The 24,936-nt window shown below is 34.9% G+C and carries 18 protein-coding genes and 1 other RNA gene; 13 read left to right on the top strand and 6 right to left on the bottom strand.

Translation table 11 applies throughout. From position 1 onward, the window contains the following. Positions 1–92 precede the first annotated feature (92 nt). From yicI to AC1VAQ_RS09520, 6 genes are all read left to right on the top strand, one after another. Complete coding sequence (gene yicI / locus AC1VAQ_RS09545) at positions 93–2,444, top strand: alpha-xylosidase (RefSeq protein ID WP_302597204.1); 2,352 nt, start codon at positions 93–95, stop codon at positions 2,442–2,444. Positions 2,445–2,534: 90 nt separating this feature from the next. Further along, entirely contained in the window at positions 2,535–4,595 is a 2,061-nt protein-coding gene (locus AC1VAQ_RS09540) for a glycoside hydrolase family 3 C-terminal domain-containing protein (protein WP_302597202.1), read from the top strand. Positions 4,596–4,658: 63 nt separating this feature from the next. Next, positions 4,659–6,464 (top strand): sensor histidine kinase, encoded by a 1,806-nt coding sequence (locus AC1VAQ_RS09535; RefSeq protein ID WP_302597201.1) that lies wholly within the window; start codon positions 4,659–4,661, stop codon positions 6,462–6,464. Beyond that, positions 6,445–7,992 (top strand): response regulator transcription factor, encoded by a 1,548-nt coding sequence (locus AC1VAQ_RS09530; RefSeq protein ID WP_479903843.1) that lies wholly within the window; start codon positions 6,445–6,447, stop codon positions 7,990–7,992. The genes AC1VAQ_RS09535 and AC1VAQ_RS09530 overlap by 20 nt, the downstream gene beginning before the upstream one ends. After that, positions 7,979–10,027: a beta-galactosidase gene (locus AC1VAQ_RS09525; RefSeq protein WP_302597199.1), complete on the top strand. Its 2,049-nt coding sequence runs from the start codon at positions 7,979–7,981 to the stop codon at positions 10,025–10,027. The genes AC1VAQ_RS09530 and AC1VAQ_RS09525 overlap by 14 nt, the downstream gene beginning before the upstream one ends. Positions 10,028–10,067: 40 nt before the next feature. Next, on the top strand, positions 10,068–10,877 hold the full coding sequence (locus AC1VAQ_RS09520) for a DUF2225 domain-containing protein (RefSeq protein ID WP_302597197.1): 810 nt from the start codon (positions 10,068–10,070) through the stop codon (positions 10,875–10,877). Positions 10,878–10,977: 100 nt separating this feature from the next. On the opposite strand, the gene AC1VAQ_RS09515 is transcribed toward AC1VAQ_RS09520, so the two are convergent. Then, positions 10,978–11,166, bottom strand: coding sequence for a ferredoxin (locus AC1VAQ_RS09515; protein WP_302597196.1), 189 nt, complete (start codon positions 11,164–11,166; stop codon positions 10,978–10,980). Positions 11,167–11,381: 215 nt separating this feature from the next. Between AC1VAQ_RS09515 and AC1VAQ_RS09510 the strand changes: the two genes are divergently transcribed. The 3 genes from AC1VAQ_RS09510 (at position 11,382) to pyk (ending at position 15,148) form a co-directional block, all read left to right on the top strand. Continuing rightward, a complete protein-coding gene (locus AC1VAQ_RS09510; protein ID WP_302597195.1) occupies positions 11,382–12,587 on the top strand; it encodes a dicarboxylate/amino acid:cation symporter in 1,206 nt (401 codons plus the stop codon). A 59-nt stretch (positions 12,588–12,646) separates the two neighbouring features. Further along, the gene (locus tag AC1VAQ_RS09505) at positions 12,647–13,108 is read left to right on the top strand and encodes a ferritin family protein (RefSeq protein WP_302597194.1); all 462 of its coding nucleotides are present in this window, start codon (positions 12,647–12,649) and stop codon (positions 13,106–13,108) included. A 300-nt stretch (positions 13,109–13,408) separates the two neighbouring features. Beyond that, positions 13,409–15,148, top strand: a complete 1,740-nt coding sequence (pyk, locus tag AC1VAQ_RS09500; RefSeq protein ID WP_302597193.1) for a pyruvate kinase — start codon at positions 13,409–13,411, stop codon at positions 15,146–15,148. An 819-nt stretch (positions 15,149–15,967) separates the two neighbouring features. Here the strand turns inward: pyk and AC1VAQ_RS09495 are convergent. From AC1VAQ_RS09495 to AC1VAQ_RS09485, 3 genes are all read right to left on the bottom strand, one after another. Beyond that, entirely contained in the window at positions 15,968–17,347 is a 1,380-nt protein-coding gene (locus tag AC1VAQ_RS09495; RefSeq protein WP_302597192.1) for a YjiH family protein, read from the bottom strand. Positions 17,348–17,628: 281 nt separating this feature from the next. Continuing rightward, complete coding sequence (locus AC1VAQ_RS09490) at positions 17,629–18,192, bottom strand: chromate transporter (RefSeq protein ID WP_302597191.1); 564 nt, start codon at positions 18,190–18,192, stop codon at positions 17,629–17,631. Continuing rightward, positions 18,189–18,734: a chromate transporter gene (locus AC1VAQ_RS09485; protein ID WP_302597190.1), complete on the bottom strand. Its 546-nt coding sequence runs from the start codon at positions 18,732–18,734 to the stop codon at positions 18,189–18,191. Before AC1VAQ_RS09485 ends, AC1VAQ_RS09490 begins: the two co-directional genes overlap by 4 nt. Before the next feature lie 481 nt (positions 18,735–19,215). Here AC1VAQ_RS09485 and AC1VAQ_RS09480 point away from each other — a divergent pair, with 481 nt between their 5' ends. Beyond that, positions 19,216–20,937, top strand: coding sequence for a hypothetical protein (locus AC1VAQ_RS09480; RefSeq protein WP_479903842.1), 1,722 nt, complete (start codon positions 19,216–19,218; stop codon positions 20,935–20,937). A 103-nt stretch (positions 20,938–21,040) separates the two neighbouring features. On the opposite strand, the gene AC1VAQ_RS09475 is transcribed toward AC1VAQ_RS09480, so the two are convergent. Beyond that, on the bottom strand, positions 21,041–22,471 hold the full coding sequence (locus AC1VAQ_RS09475) for a spore germination protein (RefSeq protein ID WP_302598578.1): 1,431 nt from the start codon (positions 22,469–22,471) through the stop codon (positions 21,041–21,043). Positions 22,472–22,627: 156 nt separating this feature from the next. On the opposite strand from AC1VAQ_RS09475, the gene tadA reads away from it, so the two are divergent. The 3 genes from tadA (at position 22,628) to ffs (ending at position 23,878) form a co-directional block, all read left to right on the top strand. After that, complete coding sequence (tadA, locus tag AC1VAQ_RS09470) at positions 22,628–23,095, top strand: tRNA adenosine(34) deaminase TadA (protein WP_302598580.1); 468 nt, start codon at positions 22,628–22,630, stop codon at positions 23,093–23,095. A gap of 14 nt (positions 23,096–23,109) precedes the next feature. After that, a complete protein-coding gene (locus tag AC1VAQ_RS09465; RefSeq protein WP_302598582.1) occupies positions 23,110–23,544 on the top strand; it encodes a YbjN domain-containing protein in 435 nt (144 codons plus the stop codon). 70 nt (positions 23,545–23,614) lie between these two features. After that, positions 23,615–23,878: signal recognition particle sRNA large type (ffs, locus tag AC1VAQ_RS09460), an RNA gene on the top strand. A 147-nt stretch (positions 23,879–24,025) separates the two neighbouring features. Here ffs and AC1VAQ_RS09455 read toward each other — a convergent pair. Beyond that, positions 24,026–24,922: a helix-turn-helix domain-containing protein gene (locus AC1VAQ_RS09455; protein ID WP_479903841.1), complete on the bottom strand. Its 897-nt coding sequence runs from the start codon at positions 24,920–24,922 to the stop codon at positions 24,026–24,028. Positions 24,923–24,936 lie beyond the last annotated feature (14 nt).

The following is a 24,936-nucleotide window of genomic DNA, read 5'->3' as shown; positions in this document are numbered from 1 at the left end:
TTTAGAGATAGAGAAAACTATTTTCGATAAATAGAGACAGATGAAAAATGGGAGATAGGTATAAATACGGTGTGAGATAGGAGAGTGGATCTATGAGATTTAGTAATGGTTGTTGGCTTAATAAAGATGGGATTGCAAGTTTTAGTCCACAAGAAGTTTATAGCATTAAGGAAAAAAATGGTGCGCTAGAGCTTTATGTACCTTGTAAGAAAATTAATCATCGTGGGGATACCTTGGGTGGGCCTGTGCTTACTTATACAATTTCAGCACCTATGAAAGATGTTTTTAAGATTTCAATGGTACATTATAAAGGAATGAAAGATTTAGGGCCTCATTATGAAATACTAGAAAATGATAATTTACCACTTACATATGAAAAAGAAGATGAACTGACTATTAAAAATGGAGAAATGCGCATTGTCATTAGCGAGGAAAATGGCTTCCATATGGATTTCTATAGGGGCACGAAGAAACTTACAACAAGCGGCTTTAGAAGTGCAGCTTATATTACATCAGCAAGTGGCGAATTCTTAAATGATGACCTTAGCCAATGTTATATGAGAGAACAATTAGGTTTATCAGTAGGTGAACTTGTTTATGGCCTTGGTGAACGCTTCACACCATTTATTAAAAATGGTCAAACAGTAGAAACCTGGAATGAAGATGGCGGTACAAGTACAGATCAATCTTATAAAACAGTACCATTTTATATTACAAATAGAGACTATGGTGTATTTGTTAATCATCCAGAACATGTTTCTTTTGAAGTAGGTTCAGAAAAGGTAACAAAAGTACAATTTAGTGTGCCAGGAGAAAAACTTGAATACTTTATCATTGGCGGCGAGAGTATGAAAGAAGTACTTGAAAACTACACGTCTCTTACAGGTAAACCAGCTTTGCCACCAGCTTGGTCATTTGGTCTTTGGCTTACAACTTCATTTACAACTAATTATGATGAAGAAACAGTTATGAGTTTCGTAGATGGCATGGCAGAGCGTGATATTCCGCTTCAAGTTTTCCACTTTGACTGTTTCTGGATGAAAGGCTTTAATTGGTGTGATTTTACTTGGGATGAGGAAGTGTTCCCTGACCCAGTAGCAATGCTTAAACGTATGAAAGCAAAAGGGCTTAAAATCTGTGTATGGATTAATTCATATATTGCAGAAGCCTCTAGCTTATTTGATGAAGCAGCAGAAAAAGGATATTTAGTCAAACGTACAGATGGAAGTGTATGGCAATGGGATATGTGGCAGCCAGGCATGGCACTTGTAGATTTTACAAACCCAGATGCTTGCAAATGGTATCAAGATAAGTTAGAAACCTTATTAGATATGGGCGTAGACTGCTTTAAAACAGACTTTGGTGAAAGAATTCCAACCAAAGGCGTTGTTTATCATGATGGCTCAGATCCAGTTAAGATGCATAACTACTATACATTCCTTTATAACAAAACGGTATTTGATCTCTTAAAACGTAAGAGAGGAGAAAATGAAGCTGTTCTCTTTGCCCGTTCTGCTACAGCAGGTGGTCAGCAGTTTCCAGTTCACTGGGGAGGAGACTGTACAGCCGATTTTGAATCAATGGCAGAAAGTTTACGTGGTGGTCTTTCACTTTGTCTCTCAGGCTTTGGCTTCTGGAGTCATGATATGGGTGGTTTTGAAAGCACAGCTACAGCTGATGTTTATAAGAGATGGGCTGCCTTTGGCCTTCTTTCTTCTCATAGCCGTTTACATGGTAGCACATCTTATAGGGTGCCATGGCTCTATGATGAAGAATCTGTTGATGTTGTCCGTTACTTTACAAAACTTAAATGCAAATTAATGCCATATTTATTTAAAACAGCAGCAGATACAGCTAAAACAGGTGTTTCTACAATGCGTGCTATGGTTGTAGAGTTTGAAAAAGATCCTACTTGTGCTTATTTAGATAAACAATATATGATAGGTGAAGAGATTTTAGTGGCACCAATCTTTAATGAAGAAGGCATTGCACAATACTATGTACCAGAAGGCAAATGGACCAAACTGCTTACAAATGAGGTTGTAGAAGGCGGCAAATGGTATACAGAGAAACATGACTATTTAAGTCTTCCAATCCTTATAAGAGAAAATAGTATTATTCCAATAGGTGCTAATGATGCACAAACAGAATATGATTATAGAGAAAATGTATGTCTTATGGCCTATGAACTTCAAGAAGGTAAGGCAGCTAAGACAGAAGTTATTAATATGAGAGGTGAGGTGGAGCTATCTGTAACAGCTATGAAAATTGCTGACAAAGTTGTTATTACGACAGATGGCGATGATAAACCTTGGACCATGATACTTAAAAATGTAAATAGTGTAAAAGAAGTAACTGGTGCAAGTTTTGAAATCAAAGAAGATGGTACTTATATCACATCAACACTAGGACATAAAGAGATTATCTGCTTTTTAGGTGAATAAATAAAATAATTTGATAATGCTAAATTGAAAAGGGCATATGGACAGGATGAAGATCATGGCCATATGCCTTTTTGATATGGAGGAAGCGGAATGGATATTGAAAAAATAATTGGGGAAATGACTTTAGAAGAGAAGGTAGGCATGTGCTATGGCAGTGAGATTTTTAAATCTGGCGGTGTATCACGATTAGGTATTCCAGAACTTGTGATGTCAGATGGGCCTATGGGTGTACGTAAGGAGTTTTATGGCAAAAAGGAATATGTAAAATATATGCTAGATGGGGAGATAAGTTTTACACCGATGGGACTTTCAGATGATTATACAACCTATCTTCCTTGTAATATGGCACTTGCAGCTACTTGGAATAGAAAGCTTGCCTATGAAAGCGGCAGTGTTTTAGGAGAAGAAGCAAGAGGAAGGGGAAAGGATGTGATTTTAGCCCCAGGGATTAATATTGTACGTACGCCACTTTGCGGCAGAAATTTTGAGTATATGTCAGAAGATCCTTATTTAATAGGAGAAATTGCAGTACCTTTTGTAAAGGGGGTAGAGCAACATGATGTAGCAGCTTGCGTGAAGCATTTTGCCGTAAACAATCAAGAGACAAATCGCCTTAGTGTAAATGCCGAAGTCGATGAGAAGGCATTACGTGAAATTTACTTACCTGCTTTTGAAAAAGTCGTTAAAGAAGGTAAGGTTAAAACAATTATGAGTGCATATAATCGTTTTAGAGGAGAGTTCTGCTCTGAAAATAGTTATTTATTAAAGGATATATTAAGAGATGAATGGGGATTTGATGGCACCGTTATTTCAGACTGGGGAGCAGTGCATCATACATTAGAAGCTGCCAGTAATGGATTAGATATTGAAATGAATGTTACAAATACAGATTATTGTATGGCGCAGCCACTTATTAAAGCGGTTAAGGCTGGTAAGATTAAAGAAGAAGTAATTGATGAGAAGGTTAGAAATATATTAAAACTGATGCAGAAAATCAATGTGTTTAATGAAGAACGTAAGACGGGACAATGTAATAAAATAAGCAATCGTGAAAAAACATTAAAGGTTGCAGAAGAAGCTATTGTGCTACTAAAAAATGAAAAAGGATTATTACCACTCAGCTTAAAAACAGTCGGAAAAGTGGCTGTAATTGGTGATAATGCAGATAGGCTTCATTCTAATGGCGGCGGCAGTGCAGAAGCTAAAGCGCTTTATGAGATTTCACCACTTATGGGAATTAAGCAGAATCTCGGTGGCAATATTAAATTAAGCTATGCAAGGGGATATAGTCAGAATATAAGCAAGCAAAAAGCATTATTTGAAGAGGCAATTGCCTTAGCTAAAGCATCAGATACAGTTATCTTTGTGGGGGGATTAAATCATGAGATTGACTGTGAAGGAGCAGATAAAAAGGATATGCATTTACCATATGGTCAAGATGCGCTTATTAAAGCACTGCTAGAGGTTAATGCGCGAACAATAATCATCATGCTAACAGGTTCACCGGTTGATATGACGCCTTGGGTAAATCAGGCACATACATTGGTACAAACTTGGTACAACGGTATGGAAGGTGGTTATGCATTGGGCGAGGTTTTAACAGGTAAGGTAAATCCATCAGGGAAGTTACCTATTACATTCCCATATCACCTGGAAGATTGCAGCGTTAGCAAGTTTGGTGAGTTTCCGGGAGGAGAATCAGTCACATATAATGAAGGAACTTATGTAGGTTATCGTTATTTTGATGCATATGAAGTGCCAGTACTATTTGAATTTGGATATGGGCTTTCTTATACGAAGTTTGATTATAGTAATATGCAAGTAGAAAGAGAAGGAGAAAATATTAAAGTAAGCTTTAAGCTTAAAAATATAGGGCATGTACAAGGTAAGGAAATTGCACAGCTTTATATTAAAAAAGTAGCTCCAGATGGAAAAAAAGTATATCGCCAGCTAAAAGGCTTTGAAAAGGTAGAACTAAAAGCAGGAGAAGTGCAACAGGTGAAGTTTATGCTAAGTTCAAGTGATTTTATGAGCTATAATGTGGAGAAGAAAGCATGGGAGATAGAAAGTAACCAATTTGAAGTTGGCGTAGGTGCTTCAGTAAACGACTTAAGACTGAAAAAAATAATTAATATATATAATTATAGTTAAATTAATAATATTTTAATAATGTGATATAATAAGCATAGTAATTGATAAGTTAAGGAGTATATTATGCATTTAACAAATAAGCTATTAAATAACCTTAAAAACTTAAAGGTAAAAAATCAACTTATTGGCATGTATATTATTGTTGTTATCATCCCTGTGCTTATTTTAGGTCTTTTTTTAACTAGGCGTATGTGTGATATGGTTGTAGACCGCGCTGTCAATGAGGCAAGTGTTAATATTGACCGTATTAAAGAGCGTATGAATGAAACGATTAAAATTGCCAATAGTGTAGCTGATCGTATTTACATAGATGAAAGAATTAGGACAATCCTTACAACGCAGTATGCAACATATGGAGAGGTTGTAGCAGCTTATAGCTTAGAAACAACGATAGAAGAATGCTTGAAGAATTATAGTGAGATTATAAGTATCAGAGTTTATACGGATAATGTGACCCTGCTCAGTAATTCTAATTTTATGCATGCAACAGATGAGATAAAAAAGCAAGATTGGTATCAAGAAGCTGTTTTAAGAAATGACCGTTTAGAATGGGATTACAAATATGATGAAACAACTAAAAAAAGTTATTTAGCACTTATCCGTTCTATACATGACAAGAAGTCAGGGTTAATAGGCGTAGTTGCTATCAATATAAATCCAGAACGTTTACAAAGCATCATTAAGGACGAGCCTTATGATACGATTATTGCTGTTAATCAAGAAGTCATTGCTACGAACGGTGAAAAGGCAGTTATTGAAAAGGAGTTAGAGGTTTTAAGACAAAAAGAGATAAGTAGCAATGAAAACTATAAAATGAAGATTTATACAAAAAACCAAAAAACTAAAATGAGGGAAGCAAATTACATCATTTTTAATAGGTATACACCATCTAAGACACAAGAGACAGCCTTAGAGATTTGTATGAATATGTCTATAAAGAGTATTACAAGTACAACCCTCGCTATTATTGGTAGTAGTTTAGTGATTATGATGATTTGTATTGTACTATCGGGCATTTTAATCGCTTTGTTTTCAAGGAGTTTTTCAGAGCGTATTATTTTGGTAAAGAAAGAAATGCACAAAGTTGTTATGGGAGACTTTAATATTAGAGAAAGTATTGAGGGCCATGATGAAATTGGCGAACTTTATACAGATATCTATGCTACAGTACAAGAAATTTACCGTGCCCAGGTACAAAAGGAAGAATTAAAGCGTAGGCAAAAAGAAATGGAATTTGAGATGTTAGCAAGACAGATTAACCCACATTTTCTATATAATACTTTAGAAACTATTCGAATGAAAGCTTATTGTAGTGGGCAGACGGAATTGGCACGCGTTGTAAAACTGCTTTCGAAATTAATGAGACGTAATCTGGAAGTTACGGAGCGAGAAGTAACAGTGCAGGATGAAATGGATATGATTAAGGGCTATTTAGAAATTCAGAAATTTCGTTTTGGCAGCCGTATCAGCTATGAAATAAATGGACAAGAGGAAGCTATGCAATTAAGCATTTTACCACTTATTATACAGCCATTAGTGGAGAATGCCTTCGTACATGGATTAGAAGGTAAGGTAGGGGAAGGAAAGATTATTTGCACACTAGAGGCACAAGAAGAGCTTATTATTACGGTAGAAGATGATGGGCTAGGCATAGAGACAGAGCGATTAAAGGCATTGCAGGAACAGCTTGAAGAGGGTGAAGAGAAAATTAAGGGGAGTTTTGGACTATATAATATTAATCAAAGAATTAAGCTTTATTATGGCAAGCAGTATGGCATCCATATAATAAGTGAATATGAGAAAGGAACGAAGGTAATAGTAAATTTACCAAAGGTTATAGGAGGTTGCAATGAAGGTATTGATTATTGATGACGAACCAAATGTTAGAGAAGGACTAAAAATCATAGTGCCTTGGGAAAAACATGGCTTTACAGTTTGTGGTGATGCTGTAGATGGAATTGATGGCCTTCAAAAAATTATACTTTTAGAACCTGATCTTGTACTAATTGATATTCGCATGCCTGGTATGATGGGGATTGCGGTAATAGAAGAAGCACAAAAGAGAGGGTTTAAAGGGAAGTTTATTATTACAACAGGTTACTCAGAGTTTGAATATGCTAAAAAAGCTATTAGTCTAGGTGTCAGTTCATATGTTTTAAAGCCTATTGATGAAGATGAACTTATTTTGGAAGTCGATAAATTGGCCAAAGAAATTCATGATGAAAAAGAAATAAAGGGGAAGGTGAGCTTAGGAGAAAGCTTTTTACATAGTCAGGTTTTATTAAAGGCATTAACAACCAACCCACAAGAGTTAGGCGATGTAAGCCCAGAGCAATATACTCAGCTGGAAATTAAATATGGACAATATTATTTGGCAATTTTAGATATAGAAGTCCCTTTAAGTAGGCGAGCAGATATAGTAGAGAAGATTACAGCGTATGTCAGTACATATGAAGGGATAGAACTTGTTCAGATAAATAATGAGATTGTTTTTATTATGACAGAAGGTAAGATAGAGGTTCAAAAAGAAGCATTAGTGAATCTGCACAATAAGTTAATGAGTAGGTATCAGGTGAAAAATACAGTTGCTTTTAGCGGAGAAATAATGGGATTTGAAAGTATGCCAGCTGCATATAAAAGGCTTAAGGCATTAATAGAGAAACATTTCTTATTACCTCAAAAGCTTATTTGGGAGGAAGAAGAAGTAGAAAAGACAGAAGAAGTCATTCATATTGATGCAGAGAGTATAAGTGCCCAGCTTTATAGTTTGCTACAAGTAGGCGATAAAGAAAGATTAAAAGAAGAACTAAAAAGCATTAAGGAGACATTAGTCGCAAGTAGAGTCAATGTACATCGTACCATGGGACTCCTTATTAATATATTGATAAAATGCCTAGACCATATCCGTCATCAGTATGCACAGTATGAGATTAGCGTGCCTAATGGAGATTTAATCATAGAGGAAATCTATAAGTGTGTAGACATTGATGAAGTAATTGCCTATATGGAAAAAGAACTCATAAGTCTTAGTGAGCAGATTGAGCGTGAGGCACCAGAAAATACAATGGATAAGATTTTATATTACATTCGAAATAACTATAACAAAGAATTAAGACTAGAGCTGCTGGCAGAATTATTTAATTATAATAGTGCTTATCTAGGAAAGAGCTTTAAAAATTATACAGGAGAAAGTTTTAATGTTTATATTGATAAATTGCGTATTAATAAGGCAAAGGAACTACTCTTGAATAAAGACATGCGTGTTTATCAAATATCGAAACAGGTGGGTTATAAGCATATTGATTATTTCCATAGCAAATTTAAGAAATATGTAGGTCTTAGTCCACTGGAATATAGAAAAAGTAAAGGGGAGACAGGAGCAGATGAAGAGATTTGAGCCAATTAGCCAGAAGTTACCAAAGTTTTTGCATGGTGGAGATTATAATCCAGAGCAGTGGATGAATCATCCAGAGGTTATAGAAGAAGATATTAGATTAATGAAGGAAGCACATTGTAATGCGATGAGTATAGGCATCTTTTCGTGGGTAACCCTAGAACCGAAAGAAGGTAAGTTTGACTTTGAGTGGCTAGATAAAATTATTAATAAGCTTTATGAAAATGGTATTTACACCATATTAGCAACCCCATCAGGTGCAAGGCCGGCTTGGATGAGCTTGAAGTATGAAGAAGTATTAAGAGTAAATGAAATGGGAATTCGTAACTTGCATGGAGCAAGGCATAATCATTGTTATACATCACCTGTATATCGTGAAAAAACAAGAATTATTAATACGAAACTGGCGGAGCGTTATAGCAATCATCCAGGCGTTATAGCATGGCATATTTCAAATGAATATGGCGGCGAGTGTCACTGCGAACTTTGCCAAAGTGCTTTTAGGAAATGGCTCAAGGCGAAGTATAAAACATTAGAGGCGCTTAATGAGGCATGGTGGACGAATTTCTGGAGTCATACATATACCGATTGGGAGCAGATTCATTCTCCAGTATCACGGGGAGAGATGTGTATCCATGGACTTACCCTAGATTGGAAGCGATTTGTAACGGCACAAACAGTAGATTTTATGAAGGAAGAAGCAAAACCTTTAAAAGCGATAAATCCAGAGTTGCCAGTTGTAATTAATATGATGGGGACTTACGATGGCTTAGATTATTGGCAGTTTAAGGATGCAGTAGATGTCATAGCATGGGATAACTACCCCGCTTGGCATAAAGACCCTAAGGATGATGTGAACGAAGCAGTAAAAACAGCTATGATTCATGATCTCAATCGTAGCTTAAAGGATGGCAAACCATTTATGCTGATGGAAAGCACACCAAGTCAAACCAACTGGCAAGAGGTATGTAAACCTAAGAAACCAGGCATGCACTTATTGTCTTCATTACAGGCGGTAGCTCATGGTTCTGATACAGTGCAGTATTTCCAGTGGCGTAAAAGTAGAGGAAGTGTGGAGAAATTCCATGGGGCTGTAGTGGGCCATAGTGGTGGCAGCAAGACTAGAGTATTTAAAGAAGTGACTAGCGTAGGAGAAAGCTTAGAAAAAATTCAAGAAGTTCTAGGAACAAGTGTATCAGCAGATGTAGCAATTATTTTTGACTGGGAAAATCGTTGGGCACTAGACAATGCACAGGCTTTAAGAAACGGGAAGATGCATTATGAAGAGAGTGTCATAAGGCATTATAAGGCTTTTTGGAAAAAGGGGGTTCCGGTAGATATAATTAATGAAGACTGTGAGTTTGAGAAGTATAAGGTAATCGTTGCACCTATGTTATATATGCTTAGAAAAGGCGTGGCAGAAAAGATAGAGCAATTTGTGAAAAATGGCGGGAAATTTATCACGACGTATTGGAGTGGCATTGTAGAGGAAACAGACCTTTGCTTTTTAGACGGAGGACCATTACGTAAGGTGTTGGGGATATGGTCAGAAGAGTTAGACCCATTGTATGATTATGAAAAAAATAGTATTATATTTACAGAAGGACAAAATATTACCGGAGAATATGAGGCTGTAGAGGTATGTGATATTATTCATGCAGAAACAGCTAAGGTATTAGCGACATATGGCAGTGATTATTATGCTAATATGCCAGCACTTACAGTCAATCAATATGGCAAAGGAGAAGCTTATTATATAGCAACTAAATGCCAGGACGATTTCTATGATACATTTTATGAAAAAATTATAAGTCATAATAAAATAAAGCATACATTAAATGAGTTGCCTTATGGTGTAAGCAGTCAGCTTAGAGAAGGGGAAGAAGCTGATTACATATTTGTAATGAACTTTACTAAAGAGAATAAAGAGGTCTCTTTAAATCAAGGCAGTTATACAGATTTATTAACAAATGAAGTTTTAAAAGATCAAATAGTATTAGAACCATACGGTGTAAGCATTTTGAAACAACTGCATTAATGTAGAGATGTATTGTTATAGGGGAAAAGGGGGCTATTCCATGAAGAACATTTTTGAAGAGCTGAAGCCATTTGGTTTTGGTAATTTAGAGAAACTAGAAATTTTTACTAGTCACCAAGAGAAAGAAAAAAAGAATGAAGGAAAGCACGTTAATAAGTGTACCGTAGAAGAAATACTCTATGATAAGAGTTATGTATGTCCAGTATGTAATAACCAGTTTAAAGCAAAGACAATTCGTTCTGGAAAAAATCGTTTAATGACTGTGGATTTGGATTTGCGTCCGGTTTATGATATTGTAAATCCACTCATTTATGAACCTATTGTATGTGAAAAATGTGGATATTCAGCCCTTGCTAAAAATTTTAATACCCTTTCGACAATGCAGATGAGATGGATCAAAGAGCAGATTTGTGCTAATTATAAGGCACATCATTTTTCAACTATTCTAACACCGCAAGAAGCAATATATAAGTATAAGCTTGTCCTTTTAAATGCTGTTGTTAAAAAGGCAAAGGATGGAGAAAAGGCATATATTTGTTTGAAGACCGCTTGGCTATATAGAGACTTAGGGGATGAGGAAAATGAAAAGATTTTTTTAAATCATGCACTTACGGGTTTCTTAAATGCCTACAATAAAGAGCGGTTCCCTATCTTTGAGTTAGGTGAGCTTACAGTAGCTTATATTATTGCAGAGTTATATAGACGTTTTAAAGAATATGATAAGGCATTGCAATGGATTAGCTGCGTTATTTTAGACAGGGGTGTGACACTCAGACTTAAGACGAAGGCACTTCATCTAAAATCAGTTATTCGTGAAGAAAGAGATAAAGCTAAAGAAAAACAAAGTTAGGACAAGTTTTATAGGGTAAAAACTAAAAGAAGCAATAAGAAACTATGTTAGTTTCTTATTGCTTCTTTATTTGGATTCATTAAAAAAGTTAAAGTTCAATTTATTCAACAGTGATGGCTTCTACAGGACAAGATGAAGCAGCTTCTTGCGCATCATCTTCATGGCCTTCTGGTACAGATGGATTAATTGCTACAGCTTTGCCATCATCATCCATTTCAAAGACTTCAGAACAAATAGATGGACAAAGACCGCAACCAATACAAGTTTCTTTATCTACATGAGCTTTCATAATAATCCTCCTTTGAACAAATATAATAGTAGTATAAACATATTTAAATGAAAAATACATAAATCATAAGAAATGTAAGAGATTGGGATTAAAAAGTGAGAAAAATAGTAGTGAAAGGCAAAAAACTTGTATAATTGTATACAAAGTTGACGATTTGACTTGAAATAAGTTTAAAGTTCGTTTATAGTTTATAAAAAACAACGAGGAGATGATTTATGAAGAAGTTAAATTTATCAACTAAGATTTTTATTGGATTAGCTTTAGGTGTAATTTTAGGACTTGCAATTAATGCATTTCATTTAGATTTTCTACTTGTAAACATTATTGAACCAGTAGGAACTATTTTCTTAAATCTAATGAAGATGGTTATTGTACCACTTATCTTTTGTACATTAATTATGAGTATTACTAATGTAGGTGATATGAATAAGTTAGGATTCTTAGGAAAGAGAACAATTATTTATTATTTATGTACTACAGTTATTGCAGCTGTGATTGGGCTTAGTGTAGCACTTATTGTTCAGCCAGGAGCGGGCGTACCAATGAATACAGAAGGTTTCGTAATGAATGAAACAGCAAGCCTATCAAAAATGATAGTGGATATTGTACCTAGCAATCCATTTAAAGCCTTTGCTGAAGGCAATACATTACAAGTTGTAGTACTTGCATTCTTCGTAGGGATTGCAATGACTATACTTGGTAAAAAGGTTGAGAATGTAAAAAACTTTAATAACTCATGCGTGGATATTATTTATAAAATAGTAGAAATGATTATGAAAGTAGCACCGATAGCAGTTGTAGCGCTTATTGCAGATGTTGTTGCAACTAATGGTTTATCAATCTTTAAATCATTGTTTAAATTACTTATTGTTATTATTATTGCATCCATGCTTCAACTTGTTGTATATGGCGTGAGTGTAAAAGGATTTGGGAAAATGAATCCATTTAAATTCTTTAAAGCGATTATGCCAGCACAAATGTTATCATTTACAACAGCAAGTAGTGCGGCAACATTACCACTTTCAATGAAGACAGCAAAAGAGTCTTTAGGTGTTTCAGAAACAGTTGCAAACTTTGTACTTAACTTAGGTTCAACTATCAATATGGACGGCGGAGCAATTTATCAAGCTTCATGTGCGATTTTTATTGCTCAAATATATGGTATTAACTTAAGCATTTCACAAATGTTCATTATTGTTATTACTGCATCACTTGCTTCAATCGGTGCGGCAGCTATTCCAGGAACAGTTATTGTAATGATGACAATGGTACTTTCTTCAGTGGGTCTTCCAATTGAAGCAATTGCACTTATTGCAGGGATTGATAGAATTTTAGATATGATTACAACATCTGTTAATGTATCAGGTGATATTGCAGCTTGTGTATTTGTAGCAAGCGTAGAAGAAAAAGCAGGTAAATAAACATAATGGACAGCCCAACTTGAATATAGTAGTAATAAATAAGTCGAGGAGGGCGTCTTATGAGACAAAGCTATCCTACTGCGGAACAGATGCAACAATCTATTGATATGATTGCGGCTTCGGTAGAAAATGAGAAGTCAGATGCAATGTTCTATGATTGGCTCATACAAAACATACCTAAAATCATCAATTATGAAGTGCAATTAGAAGTTGCACAGATTATAGAAAGCATTAAAAATGATGAATTAGGACATAATCAAATATTTAAGATGATGTATAAACAACTTACAGGTAAAGACGTGCCAGAAGCTGAAGAAGAGCAAGTGGAGTATCCACAAAACTTCATTGACGGTATTTCAAAAGCATTAAAGGGTGAATTAGATGCTGTGAAACGTTATCGTGTGATTATCGAAGGATTACCTAATAATTCTTATAGAGATCAAGTCTTTAATATTTTAACGGATGAATTAAGACATGCAAATTTATATAACTATATTTATACATCTGTTTTAATGAGTTAAGAAAAATAAATACAAATTTAAAAGGTGCTGTCATAAAATCATGAATGATTTGATGACAGCACCTTTTTTATGGTGTCGAATGGAAGTATAAATTACCTAGAAAGTACTTAAAATAAGGGCAGAGAATATATGACAATGAAAGAATTTGAAAAATATAGAATAAATCATTAATTTTTTGAAGCTATTTTATATTGCATAAGCTATGTAAATTATGAGAAGGATATGGTATAATAAGCACGAAAATGTGACAAAAACATATTACGAAGCAAAATCTGAAAAGAGGAGACTAGAAAGACTAATATGAGAAAAACAAAAATTGTATGTACACTAGGTCCATCAACACAAGATGACAATATTTTAAAGCAATTAATGTTAGAGGGGATGGATGTAGCAAGATTCAACTTCTCTCATGGAACACATGAAACACACAAAGCAAACTTTGACAGAATCGTAAAATTCAGAGAAGAACTTGGTTTACCAATTGCAGCTTTACTTGACACAAAAGGCCCAGAAGTACGTGTTTGCCAATTTAAAGAAGGTAAAATCACACTTAACAAAGGGGATCAATTCACACTTACATCAAGAGATGTTGAAGGAACACAAGACATCGTAAGTATTACTTACAAACAATTACCTAAAGACGTTGAAGTAGGAACACCAATCTTACTTGATGACGGTCTTATTGAACTTTCAGTTATTTCTGTAGATGAAACTGATATTGTTTGTAAAGTACTTAACAGCGGAAACTTATCAAACAACAAAGGTGTTAACTTACCACAAACACGCCTTTCAATGCCTTACTTAAGCGAAAAAGATAGATCAGATATCATTTTCGGTATTAAAACTGGTTATGACTTCATTGCTGCATCTTTCGTAAGATGTGCAGATGACGTTCTTGAAATTAGAAAAATTCTTGAAGAACATAACTGCCATACAATCAATATCATCTCTAAAATCGAAAACCGTGAAGGTGTAGATAATATTGATGAAATCATCCGTGTATCTGATGGAATTATGGTTGCTCGTGGAGATATGGGTGTAGAGATTCCTGGAGAAGAAGTACCAGCTATCCAAAAAATGATCATTAAGAAAACAGTTGCAGCTGGTAAACAAGTTATTACAGCAACACAAATGTTAGACTCAATGATGAAAAACCCACGTGCAACAAGAGCTGAAATCAGTGACGTTGCCAACGCTATCTATGATGGTACAAGTGCAATCATGTTATCAGGTGAAACAGCAGCTGGTTTATATCCAGTAGAATCTGTTCAAACAATGGTAAAAATTGCACTTAAAACAGAAGCAGATATCGACTATGTAAAACGTTTCAAATTAAAACCAAACGAAGGTCATACAAATGTAACAACAGCTATCTCTCATGCAACATGTACAACAGCACATGACTTAAATGCAGCAGCTATCGTTACAGTAACAAAATCAGGTAGAACAGCTAGAATGATTTCTAAGTTCAGACCACTTTCACCAATTCTTGGATGTACAACATCTGAAAACACATACCGTCATATGGCATTAGTATGGGGTGTAAGACCAATCTTCATCGCTGAACATGACAACTCAGAAGATTTATTTGCAGATGCATTAAAATGCGCAGAAAGATCAGGTATGGTTTCAAATGGTGAATTAGTTGTTATCACAAGTGGTGTACCAGTAGGTGTATCAGGTACAACTAACATGATCAAAGTTGATATCATTGGCGATGTTTTAATTTCTGGTACAGGAATTGGAACAAAAACAGCTTGCGGAAACCTTTGCGTAGCAAATAGCACACAAGAAGCTTTAGATAACTTCAATGAAGGAGATATTCTTGTAATTTCTCAAACTTCAAATGAATTATTACCACTTCTTAGAAGTGCAGCAGGTATTATTACAGAAAACGAAGGCTTAAATTCACATGCAGCAATCGTTGGTCTTGCACTTGATATTCCAGTAATCATCGGTGCACATCATGCAACAGAAATCCTTAAATCAGGTTCAGTTGTAACAGTTGACGCAGCACGCGGAATTGTAGCTAGCAACTAATAAATAAAATAGAGGTGGTGGTACGAAAGTGCCACCGCCTTTTTTGTGGGGGGAGGTGTGGATAAGTGAAGTATATAATTTTCCTTCGGACTCGCTGCGCTCGAATCCGAGATAAAATTACATACTTCACTTATCCACACCAGCCGAGCTTAAGAGCGGCGAGGACACTTTCGCCCAACTTCAGAGAAACGCTTGGGCTGAAGTAGGAGGTGAGAGGTAGATATAGGTTAAGAGTATTAGTTTTCCTTCCAAATAAAGAGGAGCTACTGCAAAATTGTGAAAGATTTTGTAGTAGCTCCTCTTTGGTTTTAGTGGATGCCCATTCCTATAACACGCATGCTAAAAATCTCTTTTATCAAATAATATCTACTGAAACTCTTGCTTATAAGATGACTTATTCATTTAGTTAAACACAGCCTCCATTATATCAAAATACCCTCCATACATCATCACTTCGAGCAAAGCAAGAAGACAGAGCCCAAAGTATAAGGGTACGAAGAAAGGATATGCCAAACGGGTCAGCGACTGGTCTTTTAAGAAGACTAGTGTAGAATTGTCCTACATATCTTTTACTCGCGACTTCGAGCGTAGCGAGAAGGGAGAGACCAAATATGTACAAGTACGAAAGAAGAATATGACGAAGCTACTAGCGACTTGCCTTTTAAGAAACCAAGTGTGGATAAGTGGCATATATATTTTTATCGTGACTTCGAGCGTAGCGAGGGAACAGGAAAAATATATATGCCACTTATCCACACGGCCCCATCCTACAAAAAAAGCCAGGAGCGCCACACTCCCGTGCAACATCCTGGCTAAGATTTAAAAGAGTAGGTGCGCAATGATTGCGATAATTGGTAATGTAATTATCGTTCTTTCTAAGAAGATGATAAATAACTCGCTTAATTTTACTGGAATTTTAGAACCAAGTAAAAGAGCGCCTACTTCTGATAAATAAATAAGTTGTGTAACAGATACGCTAGCAATAATAAATCTAGTCATATCGCTTTCAATGTTAGCAGCCATAATGGATGGCAGTAACATATCGGCAAAACCTGCAATGAGTGTTTGTGAAGCAGCCATTGCTTCAGGGATACCAAGTAAATTTAAAACAGGTACAAGTGGTAAGCCGAGTATTTTAAAGAGTGGTGTATAAGTTGCAAGTATTAAGGCGATGGTGCCTACCCCCATAACAACAGGGATTACTGCAAGCCACATATCAATAACATTCTTAATACCATCTACAACAATACATTGGAACAAGTTTTGGTTTTCAGCTTTATCAAGTGCTGTTTCTAAACCTTGTTTAAAGTTAGCAGTTTGTGAAGAATCTTCCTTAGGTGGCTCGGAGCCATCGAATAAAACATCTTTCTTTCTAGAAAGAGGTGGAAGCTTCGGCATAATAATGGCTGCTATAATGCTTGCAAATGTTACTGTTAAGTAGAATGGAATAAACATGTGACTAAGGCCTACTGTATCAATAACAACAAGGCTGAAAGTAATAGATACAAGAGAGAATGTTGTACCAATGACAACGGCTTCTCTTTCTGTATAAAATCCATCTTCATATTGTTTGCTTGTAAGGAGTACGCCAATTGTTCCATCTCCTAACCAAGAAGCAATACAGTCAATAGCAGAACGACCTGGTAAGTTAAAAATGGGTCTCATCACTTTAACCAGTAAAGCACCAATGAATTCTAATAAACCGAAGTTTAAAAGAAGTGGTAAGAATAATCCTGCAAAGAAAAAGATAGAAAAAAGTATAGGTAATAAATCATTCATTACCATTGTTCCAGTATCACCAGAAGCAATCATGCTCATAACAGGTGATAAAAACTTAGGAAGCATTGCTATATCTAAATTTTGCATGATTAAAATAATACTTACAAAAATAAAAGCTAAGATTCGAATAATAGCCCAAAGCCATGAAGGATTAAATAAGCCATATAAGAAATCATTATTTGTAATAAATTTTGGTTTAAATAATTTAGTGATAAGTGTACCTACTGCTGAAAAAAGTACAAGCCCAAAGAGTACACTTGTCATAATAGGTGCTAATAGATTTTGAAGTCCTTTAGAAAATATTGCAACTGGAATAGTAATCGACCCATCTTGAGAAATTGGTGTCATAAATAAAAAGACACCGATTAAGGATGGGAGGATGAATTTAAGCAGTGCAGTCTTTTTACGAGTCTTATGCATAGTTATCAAATCTCCCTTTTATAATAAAATTTTATGTCTACTCAATATAGATTATTATAAATGAGCATGAATAAAAATTCAACAGTAATTTTACATAAGTATTCAAAGAGTTGAATGGTTATGCATTCGGGATAGATGTTAGATGAGGGTATAAACAATATTTAAAACAAAAAGAGTATGGTCTAAAAGAAAGGCTGACCATACTCAGTGAAAGAATATTGCAAAACAGAACATAATTAGAATATAGCACTTAGGGATAAAAAACAAGGTGCTAGGCGTATCTAAAATCTAAAAATAATACCAATGAAGGCCCCCAAAGTGATATATATAATGGGGTGCACTTTAAATTTACGAATAGCTATTAAAAATAAAAAGAATAATATTGTGGCTTTAAGGTTAATGAGCTTAAGTATATTACCTGTAGCTGTAAAAGTATCGATATTAAGAAGCGTTACCTTAATGACTTCATAAGCTGCTAGTGCAATCAGGGCCGTAACAGCAGGTCTAAGACCATAAAAGGCACTTTTTACATATTTATTTTCATTAAATTTACTAAGAAATTTAGCTATTATAATGATGATAATAACAGAAGGTGTCACAATGCCTAAGGTGGCGATGATACTTCCGGGAATACCAGCAGTAACGAATCCTGCATAAGTAGACATATTAACACCTATGGGACCTGGAGTAGATTGAGAGATTGCAATCATATCTAAAAGCATATCAGAACTAAACCAATGATAGCGGTCAATTAAATCATATAAAAAAGGTAAAGTGGCAAGTCCACCGCCTATAGAAAACAGACCGATTTTAAAAAATTCATAGAATAGAGTAAGGTAAATCATACGTTTTTATACCCTCCAATTTGTTGTACAAGTATACCTATGATGGCAGCGCCTATAATTGTATAAATAGGTGAGATCGCAATAAATAAACCAATAAAGAGCACTGCTAAAAAGATAAGGATACCAATCCAATCTTTAAGGCTAGTACGTAACATTTTGATGACTACATTGATAACTAGAGCTGCAACAACAATACGTATACCTACAAAGGCGGATTGTACAAATGCAAGGCTACTAAAGTTACTAATAACAGAAGCAATAACAGTAATGATAACGAGAGAAGGGAAAACTACACCTAGTGTGGCGGTAATGCCACCTATCAATCCCTTTTGTTTGTATCCGATGAAAGTGGCTGTATTGACTGCAATGACGCCAGGTGTACATTGTCCAATGGCGTAAAAGTCCATAAGCTCCTCTTCTGTAGTCCAGTGATATGTGTCGACTACTTCTTTTTGAAGCATAGGTAGCATTGCATAACCACCACCAAAGGTAAAAGTGCCGATACGTAGAAATGCCCAAAATAGCGTCCATAATTCATTCATTAAAAAAACCCCTTTAGTATTGTTTTGTATTATAGATTTCACATTTATAAATTGTAGTTATTCATGATTTTTAGTCATGTGAAATCATTGGGAGAAACCAATTTACCTACATGTATATTTCAAGTTTTTAGTTGTTTTCTCTATAATAGATTTCACATTTATAAATTGTAGTTATTCATGATTTTTAATCATGTGAGATCATTGGGAGAAACCAATTTACCTACATGTATATTTCAAGGTTTTAATTTGTTTCTCTATAGTATAAGCATATAAAGGGAATTTTAATAGCATTTTTGAGTTATAAAGAAAAACTATAAAGTGGTAAAAAATTTGTAATTTTATAGTGTTTATTTTATAATGAATGAGTCGAAATATATTTATATAAGAGAGCTACCATAAAATACAGTTTGTAAAGGAATGGATAAATATAGTATAATTTGTAAATAAACATTAAAAATACCAGTATAGTTGAGGAGAAAGCATGGGAAAATTTAAAGAGGCCTTAAAAAGGTATAAGTGGATTATAGTGAGTGGTTTGACTATTGCTATACTTGCAGGGTTAATAACCGCTAATATACATATTTTTCAATTTATGAGCTATAAAATGCAAGCCAATACCCCAGCCATTGTACAGTTAATGGAAAGTAACCTTGCAAGTAGCAAGAAGCAAGATGGTTGGTATTTCTCAGAAGGAATGAAGTACCTGCTTCAAGATATGAGTGAACAGTCAAAGACTTTCTTTGAAACGCATTTTGAAGAGTTTATACCAAGTGTTCAGGAAGATATTATTAAGGAATATAATAGACGTAATTTATTCTTTGCAAAGCAAAGTACATTAACAGATGTTATATTAGATCAGATTGATCAAGACACATATGCAGGATACTTCAAGCGAATGGATGAAGCAAGTGTAGATGAAATGCTTGCTGACTATTTTGGTGAGGATGTGGCATTAAATGAGACATTTGTAGATAAACTTTATAAGATTACAAGCATTTATCCAAAACAGTTACTATTAGATAAGTTTGAGTTTGACGTATATGGATTATTAGTGTTAGAAGATACTACTAAGGTAGATTCAGAAGAAGCTTCAGGGGCAACTTCGGAAGAAGCAGTGCAATCACAAGAAAATAAAGAGCAGCCACAAAAATCGCAAGAAGATAGTGAGACTACAGAAAGTGAGCAAACAGAAGCGCCAGCAAATGATAATACACAAGTATCAATAAGTGATAATGCACAAGCACCTGTAGCCACAACTGTAAATGAAACCACAATTGCAAATGAAGCAACAAACACAAATGAAGCAACAAACACAAATGAAGCAACAAATGTAATAACATTAGAAGAGAAGAAAAATACTATTTTTAAAAAACTTGCACCAGAAAAAGCAAGAAAGATGATTTTTGATAAATTAAAAACAAGTCCAATTCAAGGTGAGACACTTAAACAGTTAATGGACTTCTTAAACCGCAATAACATTTTGGATACAAAGACATATACAAGCTTTAGTAATTTATATAGTGAAGTATATTTAATCCGTAAACAATATGGAGAAATTGATGGTAAAGAAATAGATCTTAAAAATAAGAAGTCTGCCATTGAATTACAAATTAGTGAGCCACAAAAGAATATTGAAAGTAAACAAGTAGAACTTAAAAATGCACAAGCGGCAGTAAGTGAAGTAGAAAGTAAGCTAGAACAACTTACAGGCTATGCCTATATGGCACTTTATATTGAAAAGGCGTATGGAAATGGAGAGTATGAAGCATCTATTCCAACGACAGGATTATTTGGAAACTTTAAGCCATCAAGTCAAAAATATATTATCAAGCTTACAACAAGCCAGTTTACAACACCTGGTGTTTACTATGTAAATATCTCTCTACAAGGAACAAAAGTAAATAATAAAGGTAATGAGTATCCATATTATGTAGAAGTATCTCAAAGCCAATTAGATCAAATTGCTACCTTGCAAACAGAACGTCAAGCAAAAGTAAATGCAGTTTCTAATATTCAAGGAGAGATTGCAACAATCGAAGCTAAAATTGCTGCCATTAAAGAAGAGAATGGCTATGCAAAAATTGAATCAGAACTTAAAGCTTTAGCGGTAGAAAGAGAAACTTTCACAGAACGTTTAGATGAAAAGGCAGTAGAAATTCAAAATCTACTAGGGATTGGCCGCGTCCTTATAAGCTTAACCTAAAATACCCAGGCAGCACATAAAAAATCAATAAGTATACAAAAAAGGATATGGGTCCAACGAGCATGTTGACGCCATATCCTTTTTTTATGCTATTTATTTTAACTTATTGTGATTTTACTTTTTGTTTCGAACTTATACGTGTACGGAAAAGAAGATGGAATAATGCATTCGCATTAAAGGGTATAAGTGGATAAAGATAAGGTTCACCTGTAAACGTTTTGGTAAAGGCCACAGTTAAAATAATGACAATGGCAGCAGCTACAAATCCCCATATGCCAAATAAGCCGGTAAGGAAGACAAGCAGCAGTCTAGAAAACTTGAAGGCGTAGGTAAGTTCAATGCTAGGCTGTGTAAAGCTAGAAATGGCAATAACAGCTTCATACAAAATTGTATGTGGTATGAACCACCCTGTATCAACGGCAAAGTCTCCAAGTATAAGTCCACCAATAATAGAAAGAGAAGTGCCTAAAGCATTAGGGGTATTGAGCGAAGCTAAGTTTAAGCCATCTAGTGCGATTTCTAATATGATGAACTGAAGAAATATTGGAATAGCATACGGCATGTCCGGCAGTAGAAACTCTATAGCACTACCTCTAATCCACTGGGGGTTATCTGTAAAGAGTACAAATAAAGGAGAAATAAGCAGGTTCGTAAAGAAAACAACATAGCGAATAAGGCGTAAGTAATTTCCTGTAATAACGGGCATATAATAGTCATCTACAGATTGCATAAAGTCAAAGATATTAGTAGGGAGAATAAGAGCCGTAGGTGTATTATCAACTAAAATTGCGACTTTGCCTTCCATGATATGTGCTGCAGTGACATCAGGTCTACCAGTATAACGTGCCTTAGGAAAAGGATTACACCAAGAGTAGGAATGAATAGCCTCTACTAAGCTTTGGTCACCCATAGTTAAGGCATTAATATTAAGCTTTTTTACAGCATCTTTTACTTTATCTAAGGTCTTTTTATCTACCTTGTTACGCATATATGCAATAGCTACGTCTGTGCGTGATATATCACCTATAGTATTCATCTCAAATACAAGATGAGGGTCTCTAATGCGTCTACGGATAAGTGAGGTATTAATGACAAGGGTTTCTACAAAGCCATCATGTGCACCGCGAAGTACCTTTTCTTTTTCAGGTTCTTCAGTACCTCTCGTTTCATAGGTTCTGACATCTATGATAAGTGCTTCAGTAAAGTTAGGGCCTAGAAGAATTGTTTGGCCTGAAAGCATAGCCATAATAATTTTATCTAAGTTTTTTTCAGTAGAGACTTCTACACTACTAATTGCTTTTTCACTTAATTCCTTAGCAGTTTTTATTGTTTTAAAAACATTCTCGCTAAGGTTAGTCATATCTCTTCGGACATATTCCAGATTAGTATCTTTAATAAAACCATCTAAATAATAAAGATAGAAAGTTGTGCTGTGCACAGTAATAATACGCTCGAGTACATCAAAACTCTCACCAACTTTAAGGGCAACTCGGATTTTTTGCACATTGTCCTCTAAGTTATTAGTTAAATCCATAAAATCACCACCATTCACAGAATAAAGATAGGATATGCACAATACAAAAAAATATACTTCTTGCACATTTACTATGGAAAGATGACGAAATAAAATATATAATTTAAATATGAAACACACCAAGACTATTACTGAAGACTAATTAAAGGAGACATCATGGAAGAGGATATTCTATTTATGAATGAGGCACTCATAGAAGCTAGGAAAGCATATGAGTTAGATGAGACACCAATAGGAGCTGTAATCGTTCATAACGGCCAGATAATAGGAAGAGGTTGTAATAGACGAAATACAGATAAGAATTCCTTAGCTCATGCTGAAATAATTGCTATTAATGAGGCTTGTAAGAGTATAGGGGATTGGCGTTTAGAAGAATGTACAATGTATGTGACGCTAGAGCCATGTCCTATGTGTGCAGGGGCAATAGTACAAGCTAGGGTACCTAGAGTTGTATTTGGTGCAACAAGTCCAAAGGCAGGCTTCGGTGGTTCCGTAATAAATGTGCTACAAATGGAAGCCTTGAACCATAGATGTGAAGTCATCCAGGGAATAGGGCAAGAAGAGGCAAGCGATTTATTAAAACTTTACTTTAAAAACATGAGAAATAAAAAATCTAAAGAATAATATTGGAGGCAATTATGGCAACTTACCCAAGACACAAAAAAGCAAGAATGATTAGGGATTACATGATTGAAAAAGATGTAATCAAAATGTTCAAAGAAGAAGAACAAGAAAAAGTAATTTTATTTAGAACTGTATATCCTATGAAAGGTGATAATAAACCAGTTGTAATTAACGTAGATGATACACCTTATGTAGGGACACAAATTTTAGTTGCTGCAGAAGTACCAGCTGAGAAAAGAGCAGATGTATTAGAGCTTATCAATAAATTCAATTTAGAATTACCTACTGTAAAATATGTATTAACAGCAGATGACGGTATTGTAGCTTCTATGTTCTTCCCAGCAGATGAAGAGCACTTTGATGCGGAACGTATTGTAAGAACAACTGTTGAAATTATGAGAGTTATATCTGATAAACAATATGAAACACTTAAAGCAGCACTTTTGTAAAAAACAGTAATTGACATATAGCATGAAAGGTGCTAGAATATGTTCGTGACATAAATAAGTCAAACCATTTCCGTGCTAGCCGGGGAGGTAGCGGTGCCCTGCACTTGCAATCCGCTATAGCAAGGGTGATGCTTCGTCTGAGGCATTAAGTTGTATGGTCTGCCTTTAGTAAGTGGCGATGAGAATTGGGTCTTACGCAATAGGCACTTGTGAACCGTGTCAGGTCCGGAAGGAAGCAGCACTAAGCAAGGTAGTCTATGTGCCGTGAGGGTGCCTAGTTTGAGTTAACTGCTAGAGTAACGCGTATGGCTTACTGTCGAAGCGAAGTGCACGGATTATTAATAAGAGACAAGTAACGAGCGAAAGCTCGTTTTTTTGTGCGCATATATATAATTTGCAATCAATAAAGACAATGATTATTCTGCATATAAAATAAGGGACTGTATCTCACAACAGTCCCTTATTTTATATGCAGAATAATTTAATTATGATTTAAAGACTGGTAACGCTGTCTATACTCAGAAGGTGTATGATGAATATACTTTTTAAATAGCTTAGCAAAGTATGCTGTATCATTAAAGCCAACATCAGAAGCGATATCTGAGATAGAAAGGGTTGTATCTCTCAGCATAATAGTAGCCATGTTAATGCGTTGTTTATTAAGATAAGTGATAATAGTTTCCCCTGTTGCTTCATAGAAGCGATCACTTAAGGTAGTGCGATTAACATGAAATTTTTTACTGAGCTGAGGAATTGTAATTTTCTCTTTATAATTATTATGTAAGTATAATAATACATCATGCATTTCTAAAGAGGCAGTAGAAATGATAGATTTGGACAGCAACTCATTTATTTTTACGAGATGACCGATGTAAGTGATAATGCTATAAATAGGTGTATTAACACCATAATTTGTTGCATTATTCTTTTCTAAAAGTGTTAGATACTTTTGAAGCTGCAAAAGAGCAGGTTCAGAAGATTTAACTTGTCCAATGTAATTGTCTGTTCGTGTAAAGAAAACAGAGAGTTTAAGTGCTGTTTCAATATCATCAGCAGAAAAATTATGATCAAAATATCGAACGGTTTCAAAGTTAAAAGAAGCATTTAAAATGCTTGGGTGGAAAGAAAGAACCTTTCCGCGAAAATCTTTGCCACTTGTAATACAAAGATTTTCTGTCTCGTTAATACATAGTACCATTGGTGAGATAAGTGTTAAATGGGAATCATTGATAGTACATTTACCATGACCTTTTTCTATAATGACAATACTAAATCGATCCGTATATTTAATATGATAAGGGAATCGATTGCCTTCAATGACTTCCAAAGAATATTTAAATGGTACATTACTAGGAGCAAACCTACTTACGAAATCCATATAAGCACCTCTTT

The organism is Cellulosilyticum sp., from assembly GCF_982396655.1.
Note: the sequence above shows the minus strand (reverse complement) of the source record. Positions and strands in the feature narration are given on the sequence as shown.